Raw genomic sequence first — 21,289 nt, 5'->3', positions numbered from 1 at the left:
TGGCGTATAACATTATGTCCCGGATTGCAGTTATTGATTATGGCATGGGCAATCTCCGCTCTGTCTCTAAAGCACTGGAAAACGTGGCCCCTGACGCACAGGTTGTGGTGTCAGCAGAAGCAGCGGAAATTCAAGCTGCCAGCCATATTGTGTTTCCTGGTGTTGGTGCCATTCGTGATTGCATGAGTGAATTGCAGTCTCGTGATTTATTGGGCCTGCTTAAACAAGCTGCCAGCGAAAAACCGTTTTTAGGGATTTGCCTCGGTATGCAAGCCATGCTCAGTTTTAGTGAGGAAAATAATGGCGTGACCGGGCTGGGGTTATTTTCTGGTCAGGTTCGCTATTTTAAGCAGGCCGCCGCCGCGGGCTTGAAAGTGCCACATATGGGCTGGAATCAGGTTTATCAGCGACAAGCGCATCCACTCTGGCAAGGTATTGCCGACACCAGTCGTTTCTATTTTGTCCACAGCTACTATGCCGATCCCGACAAAACCGTCGAAATTGCCGGTGAAAGTAGCTATGCGCATTCTTTTACCGCCGCCCTAGCTCGAGATAATATTTTTGCCGTACAGTTTCACCCGGAAAAGAGTCAACATGCTGGTTTACAGCTATTGAAAAATTTTGTGCAATGGGACGGTCAAGTTTAACCGTCATGTTATGGAGAGAGCGTTATGTTGTTAATCCCTGCCATTGATCTGAAAGAAGGTCACTGCGTTCGTTTGCGTCAGGGACGCATGGAAGATAACACGGTATTTTCTGATGACCCGTTAGCCGTTGCTCGACAGTGGGTCGAGGCCGGTGCTAAACGATTGCATATTGTCGATTTAGATGGGGCATTTGCAGGAAAACCGGTTAACGCTGAAGTCATTCATAAAATTTGCCAGTCGTTTCCGGATTTGGATGTGCAGGTTGGTGGCGGCATCCGTGATGAGGAAACCATTGAAACCTATCTGCATGCCGGCGTTCGGTTTGTCATTGTTGGCACAAAAGCAATCAATGCGCCGCATTTTGTTGGTGATATCTGTGCTGAGTTTCCCGGCCACATCATTGTCGGTCTCGATGCTAAAGACGGAAAGGTTGCCATCGATGGCTGGTCGAAATTATCAAACCATGACGTGATTGATATTGCTCAACAGTTTGAACAAGATGGTGTTGAAGCCATCGTTTATACCGATATTAGCCGCGATGGCATGATGCAAGGCTTTAATCTGGAGTCAACGCGGCAATTGGCCAGCGCAATCAGTATTCCGGTAATTGCTTCAGGTGGCGTCAGCAGTTATGACGACATTCGATCGCTCTGTCAGTGTGAAGCGGATGGCGTAATGGGGGCAATTGTTGGTCGGGCTATTTACGAAGGCAGTATTGATTTGGCTAAAGGTCAACAGTTGGCTGATGAACTGAATCCACCGCTGCAATTCTGATGGCGCTAGCAAAACGCATTATTCCTTGTTTAGATGTCGACGCTGGCCGGGTTGTTAAAGGGGTACAGTTTGTTGATATTCGTGATGCGGGCGACCCAGTTGAGGTTGCCAAACGCTATGATCAACAAGGTGCTGACGAACTCACTTTTCTGGATATAACGGCTACTCACGATAATCGCGACACAATGCATCATGTTGTCGAAGCTGTCGCCAGCCAGGTGTTTATTCCGCTCACCGTCGGTGGCGGCATCCGGACGGTTGCCGATATCCGAAAAATGCTCAATGCCGGCGCTGACAAAGTCGGCATCAATTCCGCGGCAGTAAAACGGCCAGAATTTGTGCGCGAAGCCGCCGAAAAATTTGGTTCACAATGTATTGTGGTCGCCATTGATGCAAAACGCGTGTCTGCCGAAAACGAACCGCCTCGCTGGGAAATCTTTACTCACGGCGGGCGTCAAGCCACTGGTCTGGATGCGGTTGAATGGGCGAAAAAAATGGTTGCATTCGGTGCCGGAGAAATTCTACTGACCAGCATGGACAAAGATGGCACTCGCTCTGGCTTTGATCTTGAATTGACCCGTGCGGTCAGTGAAGCCGTTATTGTGCCAGTGATCGCTTCTGGTGGCGTTGGCGGTCTTCAGGATCTGGCTGATGGTATTCTCGAAGGCCATGCCGATGCCGTCTTAGCCGCCAGTATTTTTCATTTTGGCCAGCATACTGTTGGCGAAGCGAAAAAGAAAATGGCTGAGCAGGGGATTGAGGTACGCTTATGAGTGACTGGATAGACCAAGTAAAATGGAACAGCGATGGGCTGGTTCCTGTGGTTACGCAAGAGTTTGAAAGTAAGCAAGTGCTCACTCTCGCCTGGATGAACCGTCAGGCATTGAAGCTGACCGCCGAGACCGGTCATGCCGTCTACTGGTCCCGCTCCAGACAACAAATTTGGCACAAAGGCGAGCAGTCGGGACATCAACAGCGGATTAAATCGATTCGGATCGACTGTGATCATGACGCGGTATTACTGGAAGTTGAACAACTTGGCGGTATCGCTTGTCATACCGGTCGAGAACATTGTTTCTTTCTGCGTCTTGAAGATGAGCAATGGCAGCCCACCGAACCGGTGCTTAAAGATCCCGGGGAGATTTACGCATGAGTGCTATTTTGGACGAGCTTTATCACGTTTTGCAGCAGCGCAAACAGGCCGATGCAAGCCAGTCGTACGTTGCCAGCCTTTATAAAGATGGTACCGATAAAATTCTCAAAAAACTGGGCGAAGAAGCGACGGAAACCGTGATTGCCGGTAAAGGCGGCGATCGACAGCAAATTATCTACGAAACCGCCGATCTCTGGTTTCATTCCATGGTTTTACTGGCGCATAATGATATTGAACTGGACTGCGTGCTGGACGAACTTGCAAGACGATTTGGTTTGTCTGGTCTGGAAGAAAAAGCGAACCGGGATCCATCATGACTGATTGCCTTTTTTGTAAAATTATTGCCGGCGAGATCCCGTCAAGTAAAGTCTATGAAGATGATCTGATTTTCGTATTCAAGGATATTAATCCCAAAGCAGAGATTCATTTGCTGATCATCCCTAAAGAACACATTGATCGTCTGGATAATGTCAGTGAATCACAGGCACCTGTTTTGACAGCGATGCTGCAAAAATTGCCTGAACTAGCTGAATCTCAAGGTTTAACGGATGGCTTTCGGACCATCATCAATACCGGACCTGCCGGCGGCCAGGAAGTCTACCATCTGCACATGCATCTGCTTGGCGGAAAACAACTGCCCGGCTTTCATTAGGAGCACATTATGGGTTTGGGTGGCATTAGTATCTGGCAATTATTGATCGTTTTGGTGATCGTGATTCTGTTATTCGGTACCAAGAAGCTGCGATCGATGGGCGGTGATTTGGGCAGCGCTATCCGCAGCTTTAAGAATGCGGTTAAAGACGGCGAACATGACGAAAATGATTCGAAAAGCCAGCTCTCTCAAACCACTGATCCCAGCGCTGAAAACGCCTCATCAGAAAAATCAAAACAACACGACAAAAGTTAAAACCTTATGTTTGATATCGGTTTTTGGGAGCTAATTCTAATCGCCGTCGTCGCTTTGCTTGTTGTTGGTCCGGAACGACTGCCTAAACTGGCACGCGTAACCGGACTTTGGCTGGGACGAGCCAGCGCCCAGTTTCACGCTATCAAAGCTGAAATTGCTGCTGAACTGCGCGCCGAAGAGTTAAGTCAGACCATGAAAAAGGATGCCGACACCACTGCCAAGCCAGCTCCATCCTCCTATGACACGCGTGCAACCACTAAAACAGACCAAACTAGTGAGCCGCCGCATGGATAATGATCTACAGCAGCCGCTTATCACCCACTTGACTGAATTGCGGGATAGATTATTAAAAGCCGTACTGGCCATTTTGCTACTGGCGGTGGCTTTATTTCCCTTTGCAAACGACTTATACCTGCTGGTATCGGAACCCTTATTGAAGCACCTGCCGGCAGCCAGCAGTATGATCGCAACCGAAGTTGCCTCTCCTTTTTTGACTCCGTTTAAGTTGACCTTGACCACCGCTATTTTATTGGCCATGCCGGTTTTGCTTTTTCAGATTTGGGCTTTTGTCGCACCAGGCTTGTACCAACACGAAAAACGGCTGCTTTTTCCATTAATGTTTACCAGTACCGCCTTGTTTTTTCTTGGTATTTTATTCGCCTACTTTGCTGTTTTTCCCTTGATGTTTGGCTTTTTAACTCAGGCAGCGCCGGCGGGTGTCGCTGTGATGACAGACATTAGCCACTATCTGGATTTTGTTTTAAAACTGTTTTTTGCTTTTGGTCTGGCTTTTCAGGTGCCCGTATTAACGATTTTGCTGATCAAGTCCGGCATTAGCAGCCGACAAAGTCTCAGACAAAAGCGTCCTTACGTCATTGTCGGTGCCTTTGTGATTGGTATGCTACTGACACCGCCTGATGTCATTTCCCAAACATTACTGGCCGTGCCGGTCTGGCTTTTATTTGAACTGGGCATCATGGCAAGCCGGTTTCTGCCGCAAAAGCCGAATCAGACACCAGTTTCGTCGTAACGCATCCGCGTACCATGCGTTAATGACAATTCAATTTCTTCTGCAGACAAGGCTTTCGGAAAATAAGCACCGGAAATTTTTGCCCCATGGATGCTGGCGCCTTCGAGACTTCGGCATCGCCTGAAGTCGATTCCGCGCAAATCTGCTTGACGAAAATAGGCATCAGATAAATCCAGCTTATCGACAACCAGTCCTTGCAGATTCATATGGCGGAAGTCACAACCTGTCAGGTCTGCAACCTCACCTGCCGCAACACGCTGATTAAAGGTGTCGACTTGCCCATCTCGCAATAATCGATACAACGGATCATGAGAAATTACCGGACTTGCCATTGTTCAAACCGTCAAGTCGATGGTGCCGCCGGGATTATTCAGATCAAAGCCTGTCGGTGCGGGCTGCTCCGTTGCGTTTACCACTGTCGTTAAATCTGTGGTCGTCGCCGGCTGAGCTTGCGCGGTGACCGTTTGCGTCGTCTCCACCGACTGTAATGGCGCTGAGACGCGACCAACTTGCCGGGTTTCCGCGTCTGGAGGACTGGTCAGAGTAGGCTGACCGGTAAATGCAGCGATGCCTGGTACTTCCATAGCCAAATCCTTGATTTATCTGTTTTAAGTCACTGTTAAAACTATGACAAGCCCTTTATTCAACGTCAAGTTGTTCGTTTTATAGCGCGCCAGATAATTGCCAATTATCCATCATTATTTTTGTGTTATTGTTAAATCGCTCACAAACCCTGAGGAATACAGCCTATGCGGTTTTTATTTCCTGCTTTCCAGCGGTTAATATCGCGGCTTTGTTTGCTTGCTTTTTTATTGATTCTGTCTGGCTGTCACGATGAACCGTCATCACCACTTCGGGTTGGCAGTATTCCGTGGGCAGGATACGAACCCCTGTTTCTGGCCAAATCGCTAGGATTTTACCCTGCCGATCAAGTCGTGCTAAAAGAACTGAATGCATCCACAGAAACCTTACGCGCCATCAAACAAGGACAATTGGATGTTGCGGCCTTGACACTCGATGAAGCGTTACGACTTGCCGAGCAACTTCCCGACCTCCGTATTTTGCTGGTTATGGATATTTCTCATGGTGCTGACAAAGTCATCAGTCATCCCGACATTGCAACCTTAAGCCAATTAAAAGGAAAACGCATCGCTGTTGAAGAGAGTACCGTCGGTGCCTACATGTTATTTCAAACCTTGGCGCAAGCCGGCTTGGAACTCAACGATATCATCCCAGTTGCAGCGACCATCAACCAACATCTCAGCCTTATGCGTTCCGGTCAGGCTGACGCGGTCATCACCTTTGATCCGGTCGCTTTTAAATTGCAAAAAGCCGGTTATCAAGTATTACTCGACAGTCGTCAAATTAAAAACCGCATTCTGGATGTATTAGTGACCACGCAACAGCAACTGGAACAAAAACCAGACCAAATTGCCAGTCTGCTAGAGGGATATTGGCAGGCTCATGCGAAACTCAAGGCGGCACCTGAAGAAGCGTACATCTTAATTGCCCCTAGACTGAAAATTGAACCTAATGAGCTTGGCCGACTCTACGCAGATTTAATTTTGCCTGATCAAGTCGAAAATCAGCGTCTGATGAATCAGCAACTCAGCAAGATTATCAATAATATGGGTCAATTTATGATGGATGAGGGATTGCTGAAAGCGCTGCCTGATACCGACGCATTACTGGCACAACAGCCCTGATATGGATCAACAACAAACCTATCGACTCACTGTCTGGATACCGCTTATCGTGGTCAGTCTGTTTTTGCTGTTATCTGGCATACAGGCTTATACCCATTATCACGATCGGCAACGCCTATTATTGACCGCTGCCGAGATCAACCTCTATGAAACGGCATTGCAAATGGCGCACAACCTGGAATACGCGCTGGCAAACAATGACGCCGAACAGGCGCAAAGCAGTATTTCCCGGTTTATTCTTCGACGAGACGCGGAGTTGGCGATCTTCGTTGATGCAAACGGCATGATTCGATATGCCACCCAACTTGCCTGGCAAAACACACCCGTTAGCGATCAGCTTCATCCCAGCCAGATTAAGTTAATCCAAGACGCCGCGAATCATCAGAAAATCCAGCAAAGCTCCGTCGATGGCATTCTTCAAGTCGTCATACCCATCAGCTTGAGTGAACAAATCTCGTTCGATCCGAAAACCCGTTTTCCCGTGATTTTGCTACAAAAGAATATTCACACCCGATTGACACAAACGGGCGTTCAGGCATTGCAGCAGAACCTGTGGCTGGTCGCGTTATTTTTACTCAGCATGCTGCTGTTAATCGCGATTATCAAAGGCATCGTGTTAAAACCGCTGTTTGCCTTGAAACAACTGGCTGAAAAACTGCGACAACAACAGTTTAATCTTCACAACCCGTTACAAGGCAATACCGAGCAAGCACAAATTGCCCAAACGCTGGTTGATGCCGGTCAGCAGTTAAAAATTGCGCTGGATACCGCTCAGGAACGAGAAAACCGGTTAAACCTGACCCTGCAATCTATTGGCGATGGCGTCATTGTGACCGATGCTGACGGCATGATAACGCGTATTAACCCCATTGCCTGCCAATTAACGGGCTGGTCAGAAACGGAGGCAATAGGCCAGCCTTTATTATCGGTCTTTGACATTTATAACGCATCAACATTAGAGCCCGTGGTTAACCCGGTTTCTAGGGTATTAGCCACCGGCAAGATTGTGGAATTGGCAAACCATACTGTGCTGCACGCCCGTGATGGTCAGCGTTACCATATCTCAGACAGCGCGGCACCAATCCGTGCAGATAACACACCCGAATCTGCCATTTTGGGGGTCATTCTGGTATTCCAGAATGTCAGCCAACAATATCAATTGCGTCAGGACTTACGCCATTCGGTTGATTTTTTAAGCACTATTCTGCGCGTTTCTCCCAGTGTGACGTATGTTTTGGATGTCCGTCCTGGGCCGGTTTTTACACTGTCTTATGTAACCGAGTCGGTTACCGCGATGACGGGCAAACCTGCTGAGTTCTGGCTGTCGCATCCACAAGCCTGGATAAGCCGTATTCATCCGGAAGATGTACCCAAAGTGCAGCTCACTTTACATAAAGTACTGCAATCAGATACGCCCTTGACCAACCAGTTTCGATTTCAACATGTCGATGGTCACTATATTCACGTTCAGGATCATTTGTTCGCCACGCCGGAAACCAGTGATGATGGTCATCAGCAAATTGTCGGTGTGGTTTTAGATGTCAGCCATCAGCAAAAGGCAGAACAAAAAATCAGTTTTTTGGCGCATCATGATGTTCTTACTAAACTGCCTAACCGCGCTTTGCTCAGTGATCGAATTATGCAGGCAATGTCGGTTTGCGAGCGCTACCATCAGTGCCTGGCCTTATTATATCTCGACTTGGATCGCTTTAAATTCATTAATGACAGTCTGGGCCATGCGGTAGGTGACCAACTGCTTATTGCTGTTGCTGATCGCCTGAAAAAGTTAATGCGCGATCAGGATACTGTCTGTCGAACTGGCGGAGACGAGTTTATTATTTTGTTACCCGATACCGATGCTGATGGCGCTGCTCACGTTGCAGATAAATTGATTGATAAACTGACAGCGCATTTTGATATTGAAAACAACCAGTTATTTATTACTGTTTCTGTTGGTATCAGTATATACCCGGAAAATGGTCGTGATGCTGACACGCTGAATAAACATGCCGATACAGCCATGTATCGCGCCAAGCAGGCGGGTCGCAATCAATATCAGTTTTTCACACAGGAAATGCATGCCCAGATTGCGCACAAAATGGAACTCGAACATGCCTTACGGTTTGCATTAAGCCAAAACCAGCTTAATTTGGTGTTCCAACCGCAAATTGAGGTTAAAACAGGCCGTATCATGGGCGCTGAAGCACTGCTTCGCTGGCAGCACCCGCAATTAGGTCAAATTTCGCCACAAACCTTTATTCCTATTGCTGAAGAAACCGGACTCATCAACACGATTGGTAACTGGACACTGCATCAGGCCATCAGCCAATGTCGTCAATGGCTGGATAGTGGCCATCAAGAGGTGCAAGTTGCTGTTAACTTATCGGCAGTCCAATTTAACAATCCAACCCTGGTTAGCACCATAGAGACCATATTGGCTGAATATCACTTACCAGCCCAGTATCTCGAATTAGAAATAACCGAGTCGGTAGCCATGATCAATATCGAGTTAACCATCAAACAACTGGAATCTCTGGCAGCCCTGGGGATACGATTATCATTAGATGACTTTGGAACGGGTTATTCGTCGCTTAACTACCTGAAGAAATTTCCTATTGATACCTTGAAAATCGATCAAGGTTTTGTGTTTGATATGTTGGAGGATGAGGATGATGCGGCGATTGTTGATGCGGTTATCACTCTGGCCAGATCACTTGGCTTAAACACCTTGGCAGAGGGCGTTGAAACCCAAGCTCATGCCGATGCCCTGCAAATAAAAGGCTGCGACTTTATGCAAGGTTATTATTTTAGTAAGCCAATTGAAGCAGCGGCCTTTACCGTATTATTAGACCAATCTGAAATTAACTGACTATCGCAAAGGAGCGAACCATGTCTCATCCTGATATTGATCAACTTGAAGTATTACTGTTATTTGGCAACGACTCACTGCGCCAAGGCATAAAAATTCATCACGATGCACGGCCCGGCCTTATCACCGCCGCGCGTAAACTACACCAAGCCGGTTTAATCACGGCAGAAGATGGCGGTTACCTGACTGATCTCGGTTTTGAAGCAGCAGAGCATTTGAGCCATATTCAGGGGATTATTGCTGCGCCGAATTAACCCGTTGATACACTTCAAAACAATACGGATAGGCATTCCGTTCATCTGCCGGGTGGCACTGTTGTGACTGGCGTTGCCAGTTTTCCCAGTTAATCGCTGGAAACCAGGTATCTCCCTCTAATGTCGCTTTTACTCGCGTCAAATAAAGCTTGTCGGCTAGCGATAAACATTGCGCATACAATGACGCACCACCCATCAGCATGATTTCTTCCCCCCCCTCACACATCGCTAAAGCGGCATCAACGGATGTTGCTAATTCACAGCCCGTTGCCGGCTGATAATCTGATTGATGACTTATCACGATATTGCGCCGACCCGGCAGGGCACGACCAATAGATTCATGAGTATGACGGCCCATTATCAATGGCTTACCCATCGTGGTTTTTCTAAAAAACTGTAAATCCGCTGACAAGTGCCAGGGTAAATCATTATCCCGGCCAATCAGACCGGACTCATCCATCGCCACAATAATTGACAACATTATCAACCTCTCAACTTTGTTGCCAAGCATACGTGATCACATCGGAAACCGGAACGTCATTACCTGCCAGTCCAACGAAATCAAACCGTTTTAGCGGTGTCTCGACAAGCGAATAACTCTGGGTAAAACCCCAAGGACAGCTCAACGCATATCCTGTGGATAACTTAACCTGTGGATAACCAGTAGACTTATCCACAACCTATTTCAGGCGCAACTTAGCAGTTATTCACAAAGTTATTCTTGATTAACATTTTAATTCTGCTACTAATTTTTAAATAATCCAGATAATCACAGCCATAAAACACTAACATCACAAAAAAGATCTTTTTTCTAAAATTTATTATTGTATGAGCTGCATTCTGGAAGTTGCCGTAAATTCACCATTGAGACAATGTTTCGATTATGAAGCCCCGGGAAATGTGCAAACTTGGCAACCCGGGTGTCGGGTGGTTGTGCCATTTGGCAAAAAACAACGTATTGGTATTGTCGTTCATGTCAAATCAGACCAGGAAAAGACGCGGCCACTGAAAAAAATACTGGATCGTTGTGACAAACAGCCCATTTTTGATAGCCAGCTGTTTCAACTGATTCTCTGGATCAGTCAGTACTATCATCATCCTATTGGCGAATGTTTTTTTGCCGCCTTACCGAAAAAAGTGCGTCTTGGCGACACTATTTTGGCAACGCAGGAAACGATTTGGAAATTGACCAAATCTATAGATGAAATTAGTGATATAAAAGGTATTAAACAAAAGCAAGCACTTACTCTATTACAGCGTAACCCAGGCGGGTTAAGTGAGAGAGAACTAAGACACCAATTGGGAAGTATCCAGCCGAGCCTGAAGCGAATGGCTGAGAAAAAGTGGATCACTTCGACCACTTCAGCTCTGATGCCTTTCAGCTCAGCACCCAGCACCGAACTCAATACACTGAATCAGCAACAACAGGCCGTGTATTCCGCCATTACAGAAAAAGAACCATCATTTCAGCCGTGGTTAATTGATGGCATTACGGGTAGTGGCAAAACAGAAATTTATCTTCACCTCGCCGCATCACAATTAGCAAAAGGGCATCAGGTATTAATTCTGATTCCAGAAATCGGGCTGAGTAGTCAACTGGTCGACCGGTTTACAACCTGTTTGGCTGGACATATTGTTGTCAGTCATTCCGGGATGACTGATCGGCAGCGTCATCAAAGCTGGTGTCTGGCAAAATCAGGTCAGGCAGATGTCATTATCGGCACGCGATCTGCGGCTTTTATGCCGCTACATAAGCCGGGATTAATTATTATTGATGAAGAACATGATGGCGCTTACAAACAACAAGATGGTTTGCGTTATCACGCTAGAAATATTCTGTTAGTCAGGGCAAGAGATCTGGATATCCCTATCGTGATGGGCAGTGCCACGCCTTCTCTGGAAAGCCTTTATCAAGTTAAACAAAACAAATATCGCCATCTGAAACTGAATAAACGGGCTGGTCAAGCGATCCTACCGGAGGTGATTCTGGCTGATAGCAACATGCCAACTGCTTCACCATTGACTCCAACTTTAGTCAATGCGCTGAAAGAAACCTTATCCCAAAAACAACAGGCGCTTATTTTCATTAATCGTCGTGGTTATGCTCCCGTTTTAATGTGTCATAACTGTCAGTGGCAAGCATACTGTCCTGACTGTGATGCCAAAATGGTCGTACATCAGCAGCGACAACAGCTCTATTGCCACCATTGTGGCCGAATTCAGCGTTTACCCAAAACATGCCCTGCTTGTGAATCCGATGAATTAAAAACCTACGGCACTGGAACAGAAAAAATCGAATCCACGATTCAAGAACTCTTTCCCCAAACGACGGTGATAAGGGTTGATCGGGATACCACACGTGGTAGCCAAGCTTTTCAGCAAAAACTGGAACCGATTCGTACCGGACAGTCCGCAGTGTTAGTCGGGACACAGATGCTGGCCAAAGGTCATGATTTTCATCAAATCACGCTGGTTGGCATCGTTGATGCTGATCAGGGATTATTTAGTGCTGATTTTCGGGCGATGGAATATTTATGTCAGTCGGTTGTTCAGGTCATGGGCCGAGCTGGGCGTGGCCAAAAGGCAGGGAAAGTCATCATCCAAACCAGTCAACCAGGACACCCGGTTTGGTCTGATCTGCTGCGCTTACCTTATGCAGAACTTGCTCAATCCTTGTTGCAAGAACGGATTGAAATGGCGCTTCCACCAAGTTGTTTTTGGAGTATTTTCAGAGCAGAATCGGTGCAATCAGAATTGGCTTTGCAATTACTGGGTTGGGCCGCTGAGGCGAAGTATGCGGAGGATGTTCAAGTGATGGGGCCGGTACCGGCAATCATGGAAAAACGCGCGGGCCGCTATCGTGCGCAGTTAATTTTCAGTAGTCATTCCAGAAAAGTTTTACATCAGGCCATTGAGCACGCCATTTTGCGTATTAGTGAACACACGTTATCGCGAAAGGTACGGTGGTCTGTTGATGTCGATCCAATCGATTTGTTGTAAGCCAAAGACTCAGGGTTTGAGAGATGTGAAGCCGGTCTGGATCAGTTAGAATGCCGGTTTTAAAACCAGATAAATGTGGAATTCAAGCCGTTGAAAGCCCAACTCATCGAATTAATCCAGCAAGCCGTCGCGTCATTACAAGCAGAAATGTTACTGCCTGAAGAGAGCACAAAGAAAGTTCAGGTAGAACGCAGTAAAGATAGCGCGCACGGCGACTTTGCCAGTAATGTTGCTATGGTTTTGGCTAAACAGGCCAAAATGAACCCCAGGCAATTAGCCGAAAAAATCATGGCCGCCTTACCGTCCTCAGCCATTTTGGCGAAAACGGAAATAGCCGGTCCCGGTTTTATCAATTTGTTTTTGACCGACACCGCCCGCTACCAGATCGTCAAAGATATTCTCAAAGAAACGGAAAATTTTGGACAAAGTCAGATTGGTGCTGGAAAGCGGGTACAGGTCGAGTTTGTTTCAGCTAATCCAACCGGGCCATTGCATGTTGGTCATGGCCGTGGCGCCGCTTACGGTAGTGTTGTCGCCAGTTTGTTAGCAGCCGCTGGATTTGAGGTGCACCGCGAATATTATGTCAATGATGCCGGTCGACAGATGGATATTCTGGCTACCAGTGTTTGGTTACGTTATCTCGCTTTGCTTGGCGAAGCGTTTGTGTTCCCGAGTAATGGTTATCGCGGCGATTATATCGTAGATATTGCAAAAACCTTGCAACAGCAGCAGGGTGAGTCATTGAAACAGGCTGCACAGGTGGTTTTTGCTGATGTGCCGGATGATGAACCGGTGGGGGGAGATAAAGAAGCCCATATAGACGGACTTGTTAATCAAGCAAAACGGTTGCTGGGCGAGCAATATCGCATCGTATTTGACTGTGGCTTAGAGGCGATTCTTGCTGACATTCGTGATGACTTGGCGGCGTTTGGCGCGACTTACGATACGTGGTTTTCAGAGCGATCACTGGTGGAGGATGGATTGGTCGAAGAGACCATCAATACCTTGAAAGCAAAAGGCTTACTTTATCAACAAGAGGGCGCCTGGTGGTTCAAATCAACGGATTTCGGTGATGAAAAAGATCGAGTCGTCATCCGGGATAATGGTCAGGCGACCTATTTTGCTTCGGATATGGCCTATCATCTCCATAAGTATCAACGTGGTTTTGATCGCATTATTGATATCTGGGGTGCCGATCATCATGGCTATATTGCTCGGGTGAAAGCAGCTGTTGAAGCGCTGGGTCAAGACGTGTCAGCTTTAAACGTCTTGTTGGTTCAGTTCGCCGTGCTTTACCGCGGCGAAGAGAAAGTCGGCATGTCGACACGAAGTGGTGAGTTTGTCACGTTGCGAGAATTACGCGAAGAGGTGGGTAATGATGCTGCTCGTTTCTTTTACGTGATGCGCAGTGCTGATCAACATATGGATTTTGATCTGGAACTGGCAAAGTCACAAAGTAATGATAATCCGGTTTATTACCTACAATACGCACATGCCCGGGTGTGCAGTGTTTTCCGTCAACTCGCGGAAAAACAATTGGCTTGGGATCAAACGGCAGGGTGTGATGCTCTCGATTTATTAACCACGGAAAATGAACAGACACTGTTGACCATGTTGTCTCGTTATCCGGAAATGCTGGAACTGGCAGCTATCAATCACACACCACATGTTCTGGCGCATTATCTCTTAGATCTTGCCAGAGATTTTCATACTTATTACAACGCGCATCAATTCATTAATGATGATTATGCGTTGACGCAAGCCAGATTATCTTTGGTGGCTGCAGTGCGACAGGTTATTGCGAATGGGTTAGGATTGTTTGGGGTATCTGCCCCACAAAGTATGTGAGGTTTGAGTTGGCAGCTAAAAGAAATTCTCGACACCAACAACGCGGTAGTGTGCCCTGGGGACCAATGCTTCTCAGTTTTACGGTGGGTGCCTTTGTCATGTTTTTACTGCATATCAAAGATAATGCGCCGACAGAGACAGTTGCTTCGGAAAATCAGGCTGAAACAAATTCGTCGGGTGGGATCGAGCCGACATTTGATTTTTATACCTTGTTACCAGAATCCGAAGAGGTTGTGACCCGACCTCAGCAACCTCAGCAGGCTATTGTGACCATGCCACCACAGTCTGAAGCATCGGTAACGGAAACGGCTGTCGAGGCAGAATCATCTTCCCAACCTGTGCCGGCCTCTGAAAGTTATATGATTCAAGTTGGCTCTTTTAAAAAACTGTCTGATGCAGATGGCTTTAAAGCGAAACTGGCTTTTTTAGGGATTGAGTCCAGAGTGCAGACCGTGACGATTGATGATAAGGATACTTGGCATCGTGTTCAGGTCGGCCCAATCAACGGCCGCGATCGGGCTGATGAAGTCCAAAAACAGTTACGAAATAATAATATCGATTCTTTGTTGTTGCGGGCGCGTCACGGTTAATTCATGGCATCGCAACACCAGTCTGTCAAAGTTAATTTAGAGAATACCGGGGACATTAATTATGACTGATACGGACGCAGGAAAACACTGGCAGGAGATTGCCAGTCCTTTTTGCGGGATCGCCTCAGATGATCTGACGGTTCGGGTACAGGATCTGTCGGTCACGGTAGAAGAAAATGCCGATGCCGTCACCAGGCCTGGTTTTGAGACGCCGTTGGCGGAGATGAAACCAATGCTTCATGGTCAGGAAACGACGCTGGAAAAAGCGGTTTCCTACATTGCCAAACAGTTGCGAGCAGCAAATCAACCCGTTATCGGCGGTTTGGGGACGGATTTGAATGGTGCTCGCGCGGCTTTATCTCTTGCAGACAGAAGTGGTGCGGTGGTTGATAGTCAGTTCTCTACCGCGGCATTTCGAAATATTCTGGTATTGCAAGATACAGGTTACATGACCACGACGCTGACAGAAGTTCGAAATCGGGCAGATGTGATTGTGGTGGTGGGTGGCGATATTGAAACAGCCTTTCCGCGATTTTATGAGCGTATTGTTTGGCCAGAAGAGTCGATGTTTGATGTGGATATCAATCAACGTCGGATTATCTATCTCGGTAAAGCGCCTTCTGGTGAGGCATCAACTTCGCCGTCAGGACAAAAAGCGCAGGTCATGACCTGTGATGATCATGATTTGCCAGAGGTGTTGTCGGTTTTACGGGCATTAATTAATAACCGACCAGTACAGGCAACGTCGGTTGGGGGAATTTCTGTCAGTGACTTGCAGCAGCTAACCGATGAGCTCAAACAAGCCAGTTACTCTGTCTTTACGTGGTCTGGCAGTTTGTTGAACTTTGATCATGCTGAAACCAGTATTCAGACGCTATGTGAGGCAATCAAAGAGTTAAATAAAGAGACGCGAAGTAGTGGCCTGCCATTAGGTGGCAAGGAAGGCGATACCACGGTTAATGCGGTTGCGTCATGGCAAACCGGTTATCCAATGCGGACGTCATTTCAGCGTGGTTATCCTGAGTATGATCCATTTTTGTTTGATACCCAGCGGATGGTGATTAATAACGAAGTCGATTTTTTTATGTGGATCAACGCTTTTAATACTGAAGGCTTGCCACCGTCGACCGTATTACCAGATGTCGTTATCGGTCGCAGCGGTATGCAATTTAACAAGATGCCTGAGGTCTTTATTCCGGTGGGCGTGCCCGGTATCGATCATGAAGGACGTATTTTTCGTTGTGATAGTGTGGTGTCGATGCCACTGAGAAAATTACGCCAGAGTGATCTACCTAGTGTTTCTGAGGTTCTCAAAGCTGTCGAACAGGCAATGCAGGAGTAAGCATGTTAATCAAACTTACTGGAGGTCGGGTTTACGACCCGGCACATAATGAGGAAAACGTCGTTCGAGATATTTACATTCGGGACGGACGAATCGTTGAAAAACCGGCAGATGGGCGTGTCGATCAGGAAATTGATGTTCGCGATAAAGTCATTATGTCCGGTGCCATTGATATGCATACCCATATCGGTGGCGGTAAGGTCAATATTGCCCGGACCATGTTGCCGGAAGATCATGCAGAAGAGGTATTTGCCAGAACAGAACTTTTACGCAGTGGCTGTGGACATGCGGCGCCAAGCACGTTAACCACCGGATATCGTTACGCAGAGATGGGCTATACCGCCGGGTTTGAGCCCGCGGTGCTGCCAATCAATGCCCGTCAGGCGCATATGGAAATGCACGATACGCCGATTCTGGATAAAGGCGGTTATGTGATGCTGGGCAGTGATGACTTTCTGTTGCGAATGATGGCGGCCAAAGCGGATCAAGAGGCTATCAATAATTATGTCGCCTGGACCATTACTCATGCACAGGCGGTGGGTTTAAAAGTTGTTAATCCTGGCGGGATTAATGCATTTAAATTTAATCAACGTAAACTCGATTTAGATGAGAAAAATGTCTTTTATGGCGTCACTCCACGCGATATTTTGCATCGTTTATCGACGGCTGTTAAAGAGCTAGGTGTACCGCACCCATTGCATGTGCACGGCTGTAACCTGGGTGTACCAGGAAATATGGAAACAACACTCGATACGATTCAAGGTGCTGAAGGCTTGCCTATGCACCTTACGCATATTCAGTTTCATAGTTACGGCACAGAAGGGGATTTTAAGTTTTCCTCTGGGGCGGCAGAAATCGCGGAAGCCATCAATAAGCATAAAAACATCACGGTTGATGTCGGCCAGATTCTTTTTGGTCAAACAGTGACCGCATCTGGTGACAATATGCGCCAGTTTGATGCACATGCTCATGCCCATCCTAACAAGTGGGTGGCGATGGATATTGAGTGTGATGCGGGCTGTGGCGTCGTCCCGTTTAAATATAAAGACCAGAGCTACGTGAATGCTTTGCAGTGGATGATTGGTCTGGAAACCTTTTTGTTAATCGATGACCCTTGGCGCGTATTTCTGACAACCGATCACCCTAATGGTGCGCCATTTACCAGTTATCCACACTTGATTAGGTTGTTGATGGATAAGACTTTTCGTAATGATATTTTGTCAACACTGCACCCCGAAGCACAAAAAGCAACGAATCTGGCTACCATAGAACGTGAGTATTCATTATATGAAATCGCGATTATGACCCGGGCAGGTGCTGCGAAGTTAGTGGGCTTAGCTGATCGCGGTCATTTGGGAGTGGGGGCGGCAGCAGATATTACGATTTATCAAGATCAGCCGGATCGGGAAAAAATGTTTTCCAAACCAGACTATGTTTTCAAAGATGGTCAAATGGTCGTTCGCCAGGGCGAAATTCAGAAAATTGTCTGGGGTACAACCCATGTGGTTAAGCCTGAATATGACGCAAGTGTCGAAAAATCATTGAAAAAATACTTTGATCGATACCACACCATGAAGCTCGATAATTTCAAAATCAGTAATGATGAAATGGTCGATGATGGCCGTGGCTCGCTCACCATTCAGCCGTTGCATGAAGGAGGCCGGTTGTGATTATTAACGGTGTTGCGATTGATAAAACGTTTGCCGAAGCTTTTCCGATGAAAGGCACCCGAATCATCATTACGGCCCAAAATACCGAATGGGCCATGAATTCTGCTGTGGCCTTTACGGGGTTTGCAACGTCAGTCATTGCCTGTGGTTGTGAGGCGGCGATTGAACGGACGTTGACGCCGTCAGAAACGCCAGATGGACGTCCCGGCGTTGCCTGCCTGATTTTTGCGATGGGCGGCAAGGGCTTAGCAAAACAAGTTGAAACCCGAGCCGGTCAATGCGTTTTGACCGCACCAACCACTGCTTTATTTGCGGGTATTGCAGGTGAGGAGGGTAAAGAAATTGCCCTCGGTAAAAACCTGCGTTTTTTTGGCGATGGTTTTCAGATTTCCAAAATGATTGACGGCCAGCGCTATTGGCGGATTCCAGTGATGGATGGGGAGTTTTTGACCCAAGAGAATACCGGCGTTGTCTCTGCTGTAGGTGGGGGAAATTTTTTGATATTAGCCGAATCTCAACCTCAAGCTTTGGCGGCATGTGAAGCGGCTATTAAAGCGATGAAGCAGATTCCGAACGTGATTATGCCGTTTCCCGGTGGTGTTGTTCGCAGCGGATCCAAGGTTGGATCTAAATACAAAGCGCTAAATGCTTCAACCAATGATGCTTTTTGTCCGACCTTAAAAGGCCAAACGAAAACCGAATGCTCACCTGAAGTTGAGTCGGTGATGGAAATCGTCATAGACGGTTTGACCAAGGAAGATATAGATAAAGCCATTCGGGTTGGCGTGCAAGCGGCCTGTGATTTGGGGGCTGAAAATGGTATCCGGCGTATCAGTGCGGGTAACTATGGCGGTAAATTAGGGCCATTTCACTTTCATTTGCAGGAGATCATGGCATGAGCGCATTGAAATTGACCTTGAAGGTTAGTCTTGCACAGCGCGTTGACTGTTCGCCATTGACGCCGGATAAGCTCGCTGGAAAAACGCGACAAGAGATTGCCGAACTGCCTTTATTTTCAGGCCGCCGTCAGCTTCGTGTTGCCGACCTGTTTGATGTGGATGGCGATGAAACCGACACCATTCAAATTGAAAACAGCAGTGACAAGCTGGATCATGTTGGTCATGCGATGGCATCAGGAGAAATTCAGGTTAGTGGCAATGTCGGGGCTTATTTAGGGCAGTTTATGTCTGGTGGACATATTATGGTCAAAGGTAATAGTGACCTCTATACCGGCTGTGAGATGAAAGGTGGCCAAATCAAAATTGAGGGTAATACCGGTGATTTTGTTGGTGCAGCGCGTTCTGGTTATAAAAATGGTATGACTGGCGGCACGATTATTATTACCGGCAATAGCGGCGATCGCACCGGTGATCACATGCGCCGAGGCTATATTTTGATTGAGGGCAATGCGGGGGATTATTGTGGGTCCAGAATGGTGTCCGGTACCATTGCCGTCATAGGTCAGACAGGCGCACATCTTGGTTATGGCATGAAGCGCGGTACACTCTTGCTAAATCAGGCCCCGAAACAAGGAATAGGGGCTAACTTTAATGACTGTGGTGCCCATACGTTAGCGTTTCTGCCACTGATGTTTGCCAGCTTTAAGAAATTGGATAGTGCCTTTGCCAATCTTTCTCCTTTTTCGAGAGTGCATCGGTATGCAGGCGATATTGGTGGTATCGGGATGGGTGAGATTCTAGTTAAAATCAGTTGAATTGGATCTCGGGTATGGTAAGGCTTGAACATGTCTACTATCGGTAAAACTTTAAACCAGTTTATTATCGAGTCACAACGAGCTTTTCCGGATGCCAGTGGTGATTTATCTGGCTTACTGAATGATATTGGTGTTGCTTGCAAGCAGATCGCTCACCTTGTCACGAGAAGTGGTATTAGCGGTCTTGGTGGCTATGCCGAAACCCATAATGTGCAGGGTGAACCTCAAAAACAGCTCGATATTCTCAGTCACGATATTTTTGTTCAGCAGTTAGGCTGGACAGGCCATTTGGCTGCCATGATCTCGGAAGAGATCGAAGATGTTATTTCCATTCCTACACGCTATCCAAGAGGCCAGTATCTCTTGGCTTTTGATCCTCTCGATGGATCATCCAATCTTGATGTCAACGTTTCCGTTGGCAGTATCTTTTCGATACTACGGTGTCCGGATAGCACTACTCAACCCGGTATGAAAGCCTTCTTGCAACCCGGAACGGCGCAAGTTTGTGCTGGATTTACCGTCTATGGGCCGGCAACGGTACTGGTATTGACTTTGGGTAATGGAGTTCATGGTTTTACTCTAGATAGAGATGTCGGGGAATTTATTTTAACGCATCCCAACTTACGCATTCCGCAACAAACAGCAGAGTTCGCTATCAATATGTCTAACCAACGCCACTGGGATTCACCGGTTGAAAAATATATTGGCGAGTGTCTGGCTGGTGCGGATGGTGTTCGAGAGAAAAACTTTAATCTCCGCTGGGTGGCGTCAATGGTCGCGGAGGTTTATCGCATATTGATGCGGGGCGGTGTCTTTCTTTATCCGATAGATGAACGTATCCGTCAGCAAGGGGGGCGGTTGCGCCTGCTCTATGAAGCGAACCCGATGAGTTTTATTGTCGAACAGGCGGGTGGCTTAAGTAGTACAGGAGAGCAGCGTATCCTCGAGTTAATGCCAACCGAGTTGCATCAACGCGTTCCGGTTATTTTAGGATCCTCGGCAGAGGTAGCACGACTGATCCGCTATCATCAGAAACCGGAATGACAGATAGATGTGATTTGGTGCTGAAAGGATAAGGGAGGTCAATGATGGAGTTTTTAGGCGGACTGAGTGTTATCTGGGTCCTGTTTTTACTGATTTTGGGACTATTGTGGTTCCTGTTGCCATTTGCCGTATTTGGTACCAAAGATCGGCTTCGAGACTTAATAGAAGAAAACCGACGTACGAACCAGGAGTTGGCTGCTATCCGAAAACAACTGGCGGAGTTACAGCAACAGATGTCGAACAATGCTGAATGACGGATGTTAGCCTAGGGTCAGTTTATATAAACGCGATGATGTGTGAAACATTCACCTAAAGGAGCTCAGATATGCCGAGTATTTTTGTTGTGCTATTTATTGTTTCCCTATTGCCAATGACCTTGGCCATCATTGGTGGTTATTTGCGTTTTCGGCAGTTTGACCAATTTGATAATCATCATCCACGTCAACAGCAGACCAAACTGTCAGGCTTGGCAGCCCGAATTTATGCGGCACAACAGAATGCCTGGGAGTCCCTTATTTTTTATGCGGTGGCGTGTTTGCTGGCCTTCATTTCCAGTATTGATTTAGATACGTTGAGTTATGCGGCACTATTGTTTCTTGCTTGCCGGATTTTGCATCCGGTTTTTTATGCTTTAAATCAGGCATCATTTCGATCACTGGTTTTTATGGTTGGCTGGCTGGCCAATGTGTATATCGCTGTCAGATCACTGCTGGTGGTCAGTTTATAACTGCCAGTCGGGCT

General features: G+C 47.1%; 26 protein-coding genes. 22 read left to right on the top strand and 4 right to left on the bottom strand.

What is annotated here, in order from left to right; genetic code table 11:
- Window positions 1-14 precede the first annotated feature (14 nt).
- From hisH to tatC, 9 genes are read left to right on the top strand one after another with little or no spacing between them, the layout of a single operon-like run.
- Window positions 15-647 (top strand): imidazole glycerol phosphate synthase subunit HisH, encoded by a 633-nt coding sequence (gene hisH, locus Q7C_RS09540; RefSeq protein WP_014704543.1) that lies wholly within the window; start codon window positions 15-17, stop codon window positions 645-647.
- 24 nt (window positions 648-671) lie between these two features.
- Complete coding sequence (gene hisA, locus Q7C_RS09535; protein ID WP_014704542.1) at window positions 672-1,421, top strand: 1-(5-phosphoribosyl)-5-[(5-phosphoribosylamino)methylideneamino]imidazole-4-carboxamide isomerase; 750 nt, start codon at window positions 672-674, stop codon at window positions 1,419-1,421.
- Entirely contained in the window at window positions 1,421-2,194 is a 774-nt protein-coding gene (gene hisF, locus Q7C_RS09530) for an imidazole glycerol phosphate synthase subunit HisF (protein ID WP_014704541.1), read from the top strand. The genes hisA and hisF overlap by 1 nt, the downstream gene beginning before the upstream one ends.
- Window positions 2,191-2,574 carry a phosphoribosyl-AMP cyclohydrolase gene (gene hisI, locus Q7C_RS09525; RefSeq protein WP_014704540.1) on the top strand — a complete coding sequence of 128 codons (384 nt, stop codon included), beginning with the start codon at window positions 2,191-2,193 and terminating at the stop codon, window positions 2,572-2,574. The genes hisF and hisI overlap by 4 nt, the downstream gene beginning before the upstream one ends.
- A complete protein-coding gene (locus tag Q7C_RS09520; protein WP_014704539.1) occupies window positions 2,571-2,891 on the top strand; it encodes a phosphoribosyl-ATP diphosphatase in 321 nt (106 codons plus the stop codon). Before hisI ends, Q7C_RS09520 begins: the two co-directional genes overlap by 4 nt.
- Window positions 2,888-3,226, top strand: a complete 339-nt coding sequence (locus Q7C_RS09515) for a histidine triad nucleotide-binding protein (RefSeq protein WP_014704538.1) — start codon at window positions 2,888-2,890, stop codon at window positions 3,224-3,226. The genes Q7C_RS09520 and Q7C_RS09515 overlap by 4 nt, the downstream gene beginning before the upstream one ends.
- 9 nt (window positions 3,227-3,235) lie before the next feature.
- Window positions 3,236-3,481 (top strand): Sec-independent protein translocase subunit TatA, encoded by a 246-nt coding sequence (tatA, locus tag Q7C_RS13995; protein WP_014704537.1) that lies wholly within the window; start codon window positions 3,236-3,238, stop codon window positions 3,479-3,481.
- Window positions 3,482-3,487: 6 nt separating this feature from the next.
- The gene (tatB, locus tag Q7C_RS09505; RefSeq protein WP_014704536.1) at window positions 3,488-3,775 is read left to right on the top strand and encodes a Sec-independent protein translocase protein TatB; all 288 of its coding nucleotides are present in this window, start codon (window positions 3,488-3,490) and stop codon (window positions 3,773-3,775) included.
- On the top strand, window positions 3,768-4,511 hold the full coding sequence (gene tatC, locus Q7C_RS09500) for a twin-arginine translocase subunit TatC (protein ID WP_014704535.1): 744 nt from the start codon (window positions 3,768-3,770) through the stop codon (window positions 4,509-4,511). The genes tatB and tatC overlap by 8 nt, the downstream gene beginning before the upstream one ends.
- On the opposite strand, the gene Q7C_RS09495 is transcribed toward tatC, so the two are convergent.
- Complete coding sequence (locus tag Q7C_RS09495; protein ID WP_014704534.1) at window positions 4,490-4,843, bottom strand: pentapeptide repeat-containing protein; 354 nt, start codon at window positions 4,841-4,843, stop codon at window positions 4,490-4,492. The two genes, tatC and Q7C_RS09495, sit on opposite strands and share 22 nt — an antisense overlap.
- Window positions 4,844-4,846: 3 nt before the next feature.
- Complete coding sequence (locus Q7C_RS09490) at window positions 4,847-5,095, bottom strand: hypothetical protein (RefSeq protein WP_014704533.1); 249 nt, start codon at window positions 5,093-5,095, stop codon at window positions 4,847-4,849.
- Window positions 5,096-5,260: 165 nt separating this feature from the next.
- Here Q7C_RS09490 and Q7C_RS09485 point away from each other — a divergent pair, with 165 nt between their 5' ends.
- Genes Q7C_RS09485 through Q7C_RS09475 form a run of 3 tightly spaced genes read left to right on the top strand, consistent with a single transcriptional unit; the run spans window position 5,261 to window position 9,340 of the window.
- Entirely contained in the window at window positions 5,261-6,217 is a 957-nt protein-coding gene (locus tag Q7C_RS09485; RefSeq protein ID WP_014704532.1) for an ABC transporter substrate-binding protein, read from the top strand.
- Window position 6,218: 1 nt separating this feature from the next.
- A complete protein-coding gene (locus Q7C_RS13350) occupies window positions 6,219-9,086 on the top strand; it encodes a sensor domain-containing protein (RefSeq protein WP_014704531.1) in 2,868 nt (955 codons plus the stop codon).
- A 20-nt stretch (window positions 9,087-9,106) separates the two neighbouring features.
- A complete protein-coding gene (locus Q7C_RS09475) occupies window positions 9,107-9,340 on the top strand; it encodes a TIGR02647 family protein (RefSeq protein ID WP_014704530.1) in 234 nt (77 codons plus the stop codon).
- Here the strand turns inward: Q7C_RS09475 and folA are convergent.
- Window positions 9,321-9,821: a type 3 dihydrofolate reductase gene (folA, locus tag Q7C_RS09470; RefSeq protein ID WP_014704529.1), complete on the bottom strand. Its 501-nt coding sequence runs from the start codon at window positions 9,819-9,821 to the stop codon at window positions 9,321-9,323. The genes Q7C_RS09475 and folA overlap by 20 nt on opposite strands.
- 10 nt (window positions 9,822-9,831) lie before the next feature.
- Complete coding sequence (locus Q7C_RS13620; protein WP_151194753.1) at window positions 9,832-10,017, bottom strand: hypothetical protein; 186 nt, start codon at window positions 10,015-10,017, stop codon at window positions 9,832-9,834.
- Window positions 10,018-10,168: 151 nt separating this feature from the next.
- Between Q7C_RS13620 and Q7C_RS09465 the strand changes: the two genes are divergently transcribed.
- The 10 genes from Q7C_RS09465 to Q7C_RS09420 all read left to right on the top strand — a co-directional run bounded on the left by Q7C_RS09465 (window position 10,169) and on the right by Q7C_RS09420 (window position 21,275).
- Entirely contained in the window at window positions 10,169-12,340 is a 2,172-nt protein-coding gene (locus tag Q7C_RS09465) for a primosomal protein N' (protein ID WP_041366692.1), read from the top strand.
- A 90-nt stretch (window positions 12,341-12,430) separates the two neighbouring features.
- The gene (gene argS / locus Q7C_RS09460; RefSeq protein ID WP_014704526.1) at window positions 12,431-14,188 is read left to right on the top strand and encodes an arginine--tRNA ligase; all 1,758 of its coding nucleotides are present in this window, start codon (window positions 12,431-12,433) and stop codon (window positions 14,186-14,188) included.
- An 8-nt stretch (window positions 14,189-14,196) separates the two neighbouring features.
- Complete coding sequence (locus Q7C_RS09455) at window positions 14,197-14,778, top strand: SPOR domain-containing protein (protein WP_238532303.1); 582 nt, start codon at window positions 14,197-14,199, stop codon at window positions 14,776-14,778.
- Between the two features lie 61 nt (window positions 14,779-14,839).
- A complete protein-coding gene (locus Q7C_RS09450) occupies window positions 14,840-16,120 on the top strand; it encodes a formylmethanofuran dehydrogenase subunit B (RefSeq protein WP_014704524.1) in 1,281 nt (426 codons plus the stop codon).
- Between the two features lie 2 nt (window positions 16,121-16,122).
- Complete coding sequence (locus Q7C_RS09445) at window positions 16,123-17,790, top strand: formylmethanofuran dehydrogenase subunit A (protein WP_014704523.1); 1,668 nt, start codon at window positions 16,123-16,125, stop codon at window positions 17,788-17,790.
- Entirely contained in the window at window positions 17,787-18,689 is a 903-nt protein-coding gene (gene fhcD / locus Q7C_RS09440; protein WP_014704522.1) for a formylmethanofuran--tetrahydromethanopterin N-formyltransferase, read from the top strand. The genes Q7C_RS09445 and fhcD overlap by 4 nt, the downstream gene beginning before the upstream one ends.
- Entirely contained in the window at window positions 18,686-19,504 is an 819-nt protein-coding gene (locus tag Q7C_RS09435) for a formylmethanofuran dehydrogenase subunit C (protein ID WP_014704521.1), read from the top strand. Before fhcD ends, Q7C_RS09435 begins: the two co-directional genes overlap by 4 nt.
- A gap of 30 nt (window positions 19,505-19,534) precedes the next feature.
- Window positions 19,535-20,548, top strand: a complete 1,014-nt coding sequence (locus tag Q7C_RS09430; RefSeq protein ID WP_014704520.1) for a class 1 fructose-bisphosphatase — start codon at window positions 19,535-19,537, stop codon at window positions 20,546-20,548.
- 41 nt (window positions 20,549-20,589) lie between these two features.
- Complete coding sequence (locus Q7C_RS09425) at window positions 20,590-20,802, top strand: hypothetical protein (RefSeq protein ID WP_014704519.1); 213 nt, start codon at window positions 20,590-20,592, stop codon at window positions 20,800-20,802.
- Between the two features lie 71 nt (window positions 20,803-20,873).
- Window positions 20,874-21,275, top strand: a complete 402-nt coding sequence (locus Q7C_RS09420) for an MAPEG family protein (RefSeq protein WP_014704518.1) — start codon at window positions 20,874-20,876, stop codon at window positions 21,273-21,275.
- Window positions 21,276-21,289 lie beyond the last annotated feature (14 nt).

This window comes from Methylophaga frappieri, from assembly GCF_000260965.1.
Lineage (GTDB): Bacteria > Pseudomonadota > Gammaproteobacteria > Nitrosococcales > Methylophagaceae > Methylophaga > Methylophaga frappieri.
Note: the sequence above shows the minus strand (reverse complement) of the source record. Positions and strands in the feature narration are given on the sequence as shown.

Coding starts and splice junctions, on each gene's coding strand:
- hisH (WP_014704543.1), top strand. CDS start 15: ATGTCCCGGATTGCAGTTATTGATTATGGCATGGGCAATCTCCGCTCT.
- hisA (WP_014704542.1), top strand. CDS start 672: ATGTTGTTAATCCCTGCCATTGATCTGAAAGAAGGTCACTGCGTTCGT.
- hisF (WP_014704541.1), top strand. CDS start 1,421: ATGGCGCTAGCAAAACGCATTATTCCTTGTTTAGATGTCGACGCTGGC.
- hisI (WP_014704540.1), top strand. CDS start 2,191: ATGAGTGACTGGATAGACCAAGTAAAATGGAACAGCGATGGGCTGGTT.
- Q7C_RS09520 (WP_014704539.1), top strand. CDS start 2,571: ATGAGTGCTATTTTGGACGAGCTTTATCACGTTTTGCAGCAGCGCAAA.
- Q7C_RS09515 (WP_014704538.1), top strand. CDS start 2,888: ATGACTGATTGCCTTTTTTGTAAAATTATTGCCGGCGAGATCCCGTCA.
- tatA (WP_014704537.1), top strand. CDS start 3,236: ATGGGTTTGGGTGGCATTAGTATCTGGCAATTATTGATCGTTTTGGTG.
- tatB (WP_014704536.1), top strand. CDS start 3,488: ATGTTTGATATCGGTTTTTGGGAGCTAATTCTAATCGCCGTCGTCGCT.
- tatC (WP_014704535.1), top strand. CDS start 3,768: ATGGATAATGATCTACAGCAGCCGCTTATCACCCACTTGACTGAATTG.
- Q7C_RS09495 (WP_014704534.1), bottom strand. CDS start 4,843: ATGGCAAGTCCGGTAATTTCTCATGATCCGTTGTATCGATTATTGCGA.
- Q7C_RS09490 (WP_014704533.1), bottom strand. CDS start 5,095: ATGGAAGTACCAGGCATCGCTGCATTTACCGGTCAGCCTACTCTGACC.
- Q7C_RS09485 (WP_014704532.1), top strand. CDS start 5,261: ATGCGGTTTTTATTTCCTGCTTTCCAGCGGTTAATATCGCGGCTTTGT.
- Q7C_RS13350 (WP_014704531.1), top strand. CDS start 6,219: ATGGATCAACAACAAACCTATCGACTCACTGTCTGGATACCGCTTATC.
- Q7C_RS09475 (WP_014704530.1), top strand. CDS start 9,107: ATGTCTCATCCTGATATTGATCAACTTGAAGTATTACTGTTATTTGGC.
- folA (WP_014704529.1), bottom strand. CDS start 9,821: ATGTTGTCAATTATTGTGGCGATGGATGAGTCCGGTCTGATTGGCCGG.
- Q7C_RS09465 (WP_041366692.1), top strand. CDS start 10,169: ATGAGCTGCATTCTGGAAGTTGCCGTAAATTCACCATTGAGACAATGT.
- Q7C_RS09450 (WP_014704524.1), top strand. CDS start 14,840: ATGACTGATACGGACGCAGGAAAACACTGGCAGGAGATTGCCAGTCCT.
- Q7C_RS09445 (WP_014704523.1), top strand. CDS start 16,123: ATGTTAATCAAACTTACTGGAGGTCGGGTTTACGACCCGGCACATAAT.
- Q7C_RS09435 (WP_014704521.1), top strand. CDS start 18,686: ATGAGCGCATTGAAATTGACCTTGAAGGTTAGTCTTGCACAGCGCGTT.
- Q7C_RS09430 (WP_014704520.1), top strand. CDS start 19,535: ATGTCTACTATCGGTAAAACTTTAAACCAGTTTATTATCGAGTCACAA.
- Q7C_RS09425 (WP_014704519.1), top strand. CDS start 20,590: ATGATGGAGTTTTTAGGCGGACTGAGTGTTATCTGGGTCCTGTTTTTA.
- Q7C_RS09420 (WP_014704518.1), top strand. CDS start 20,874: ATGCCGAGTATTTTTGTTGTGCTATTTATTGTTTCCCTATTGCCAATG.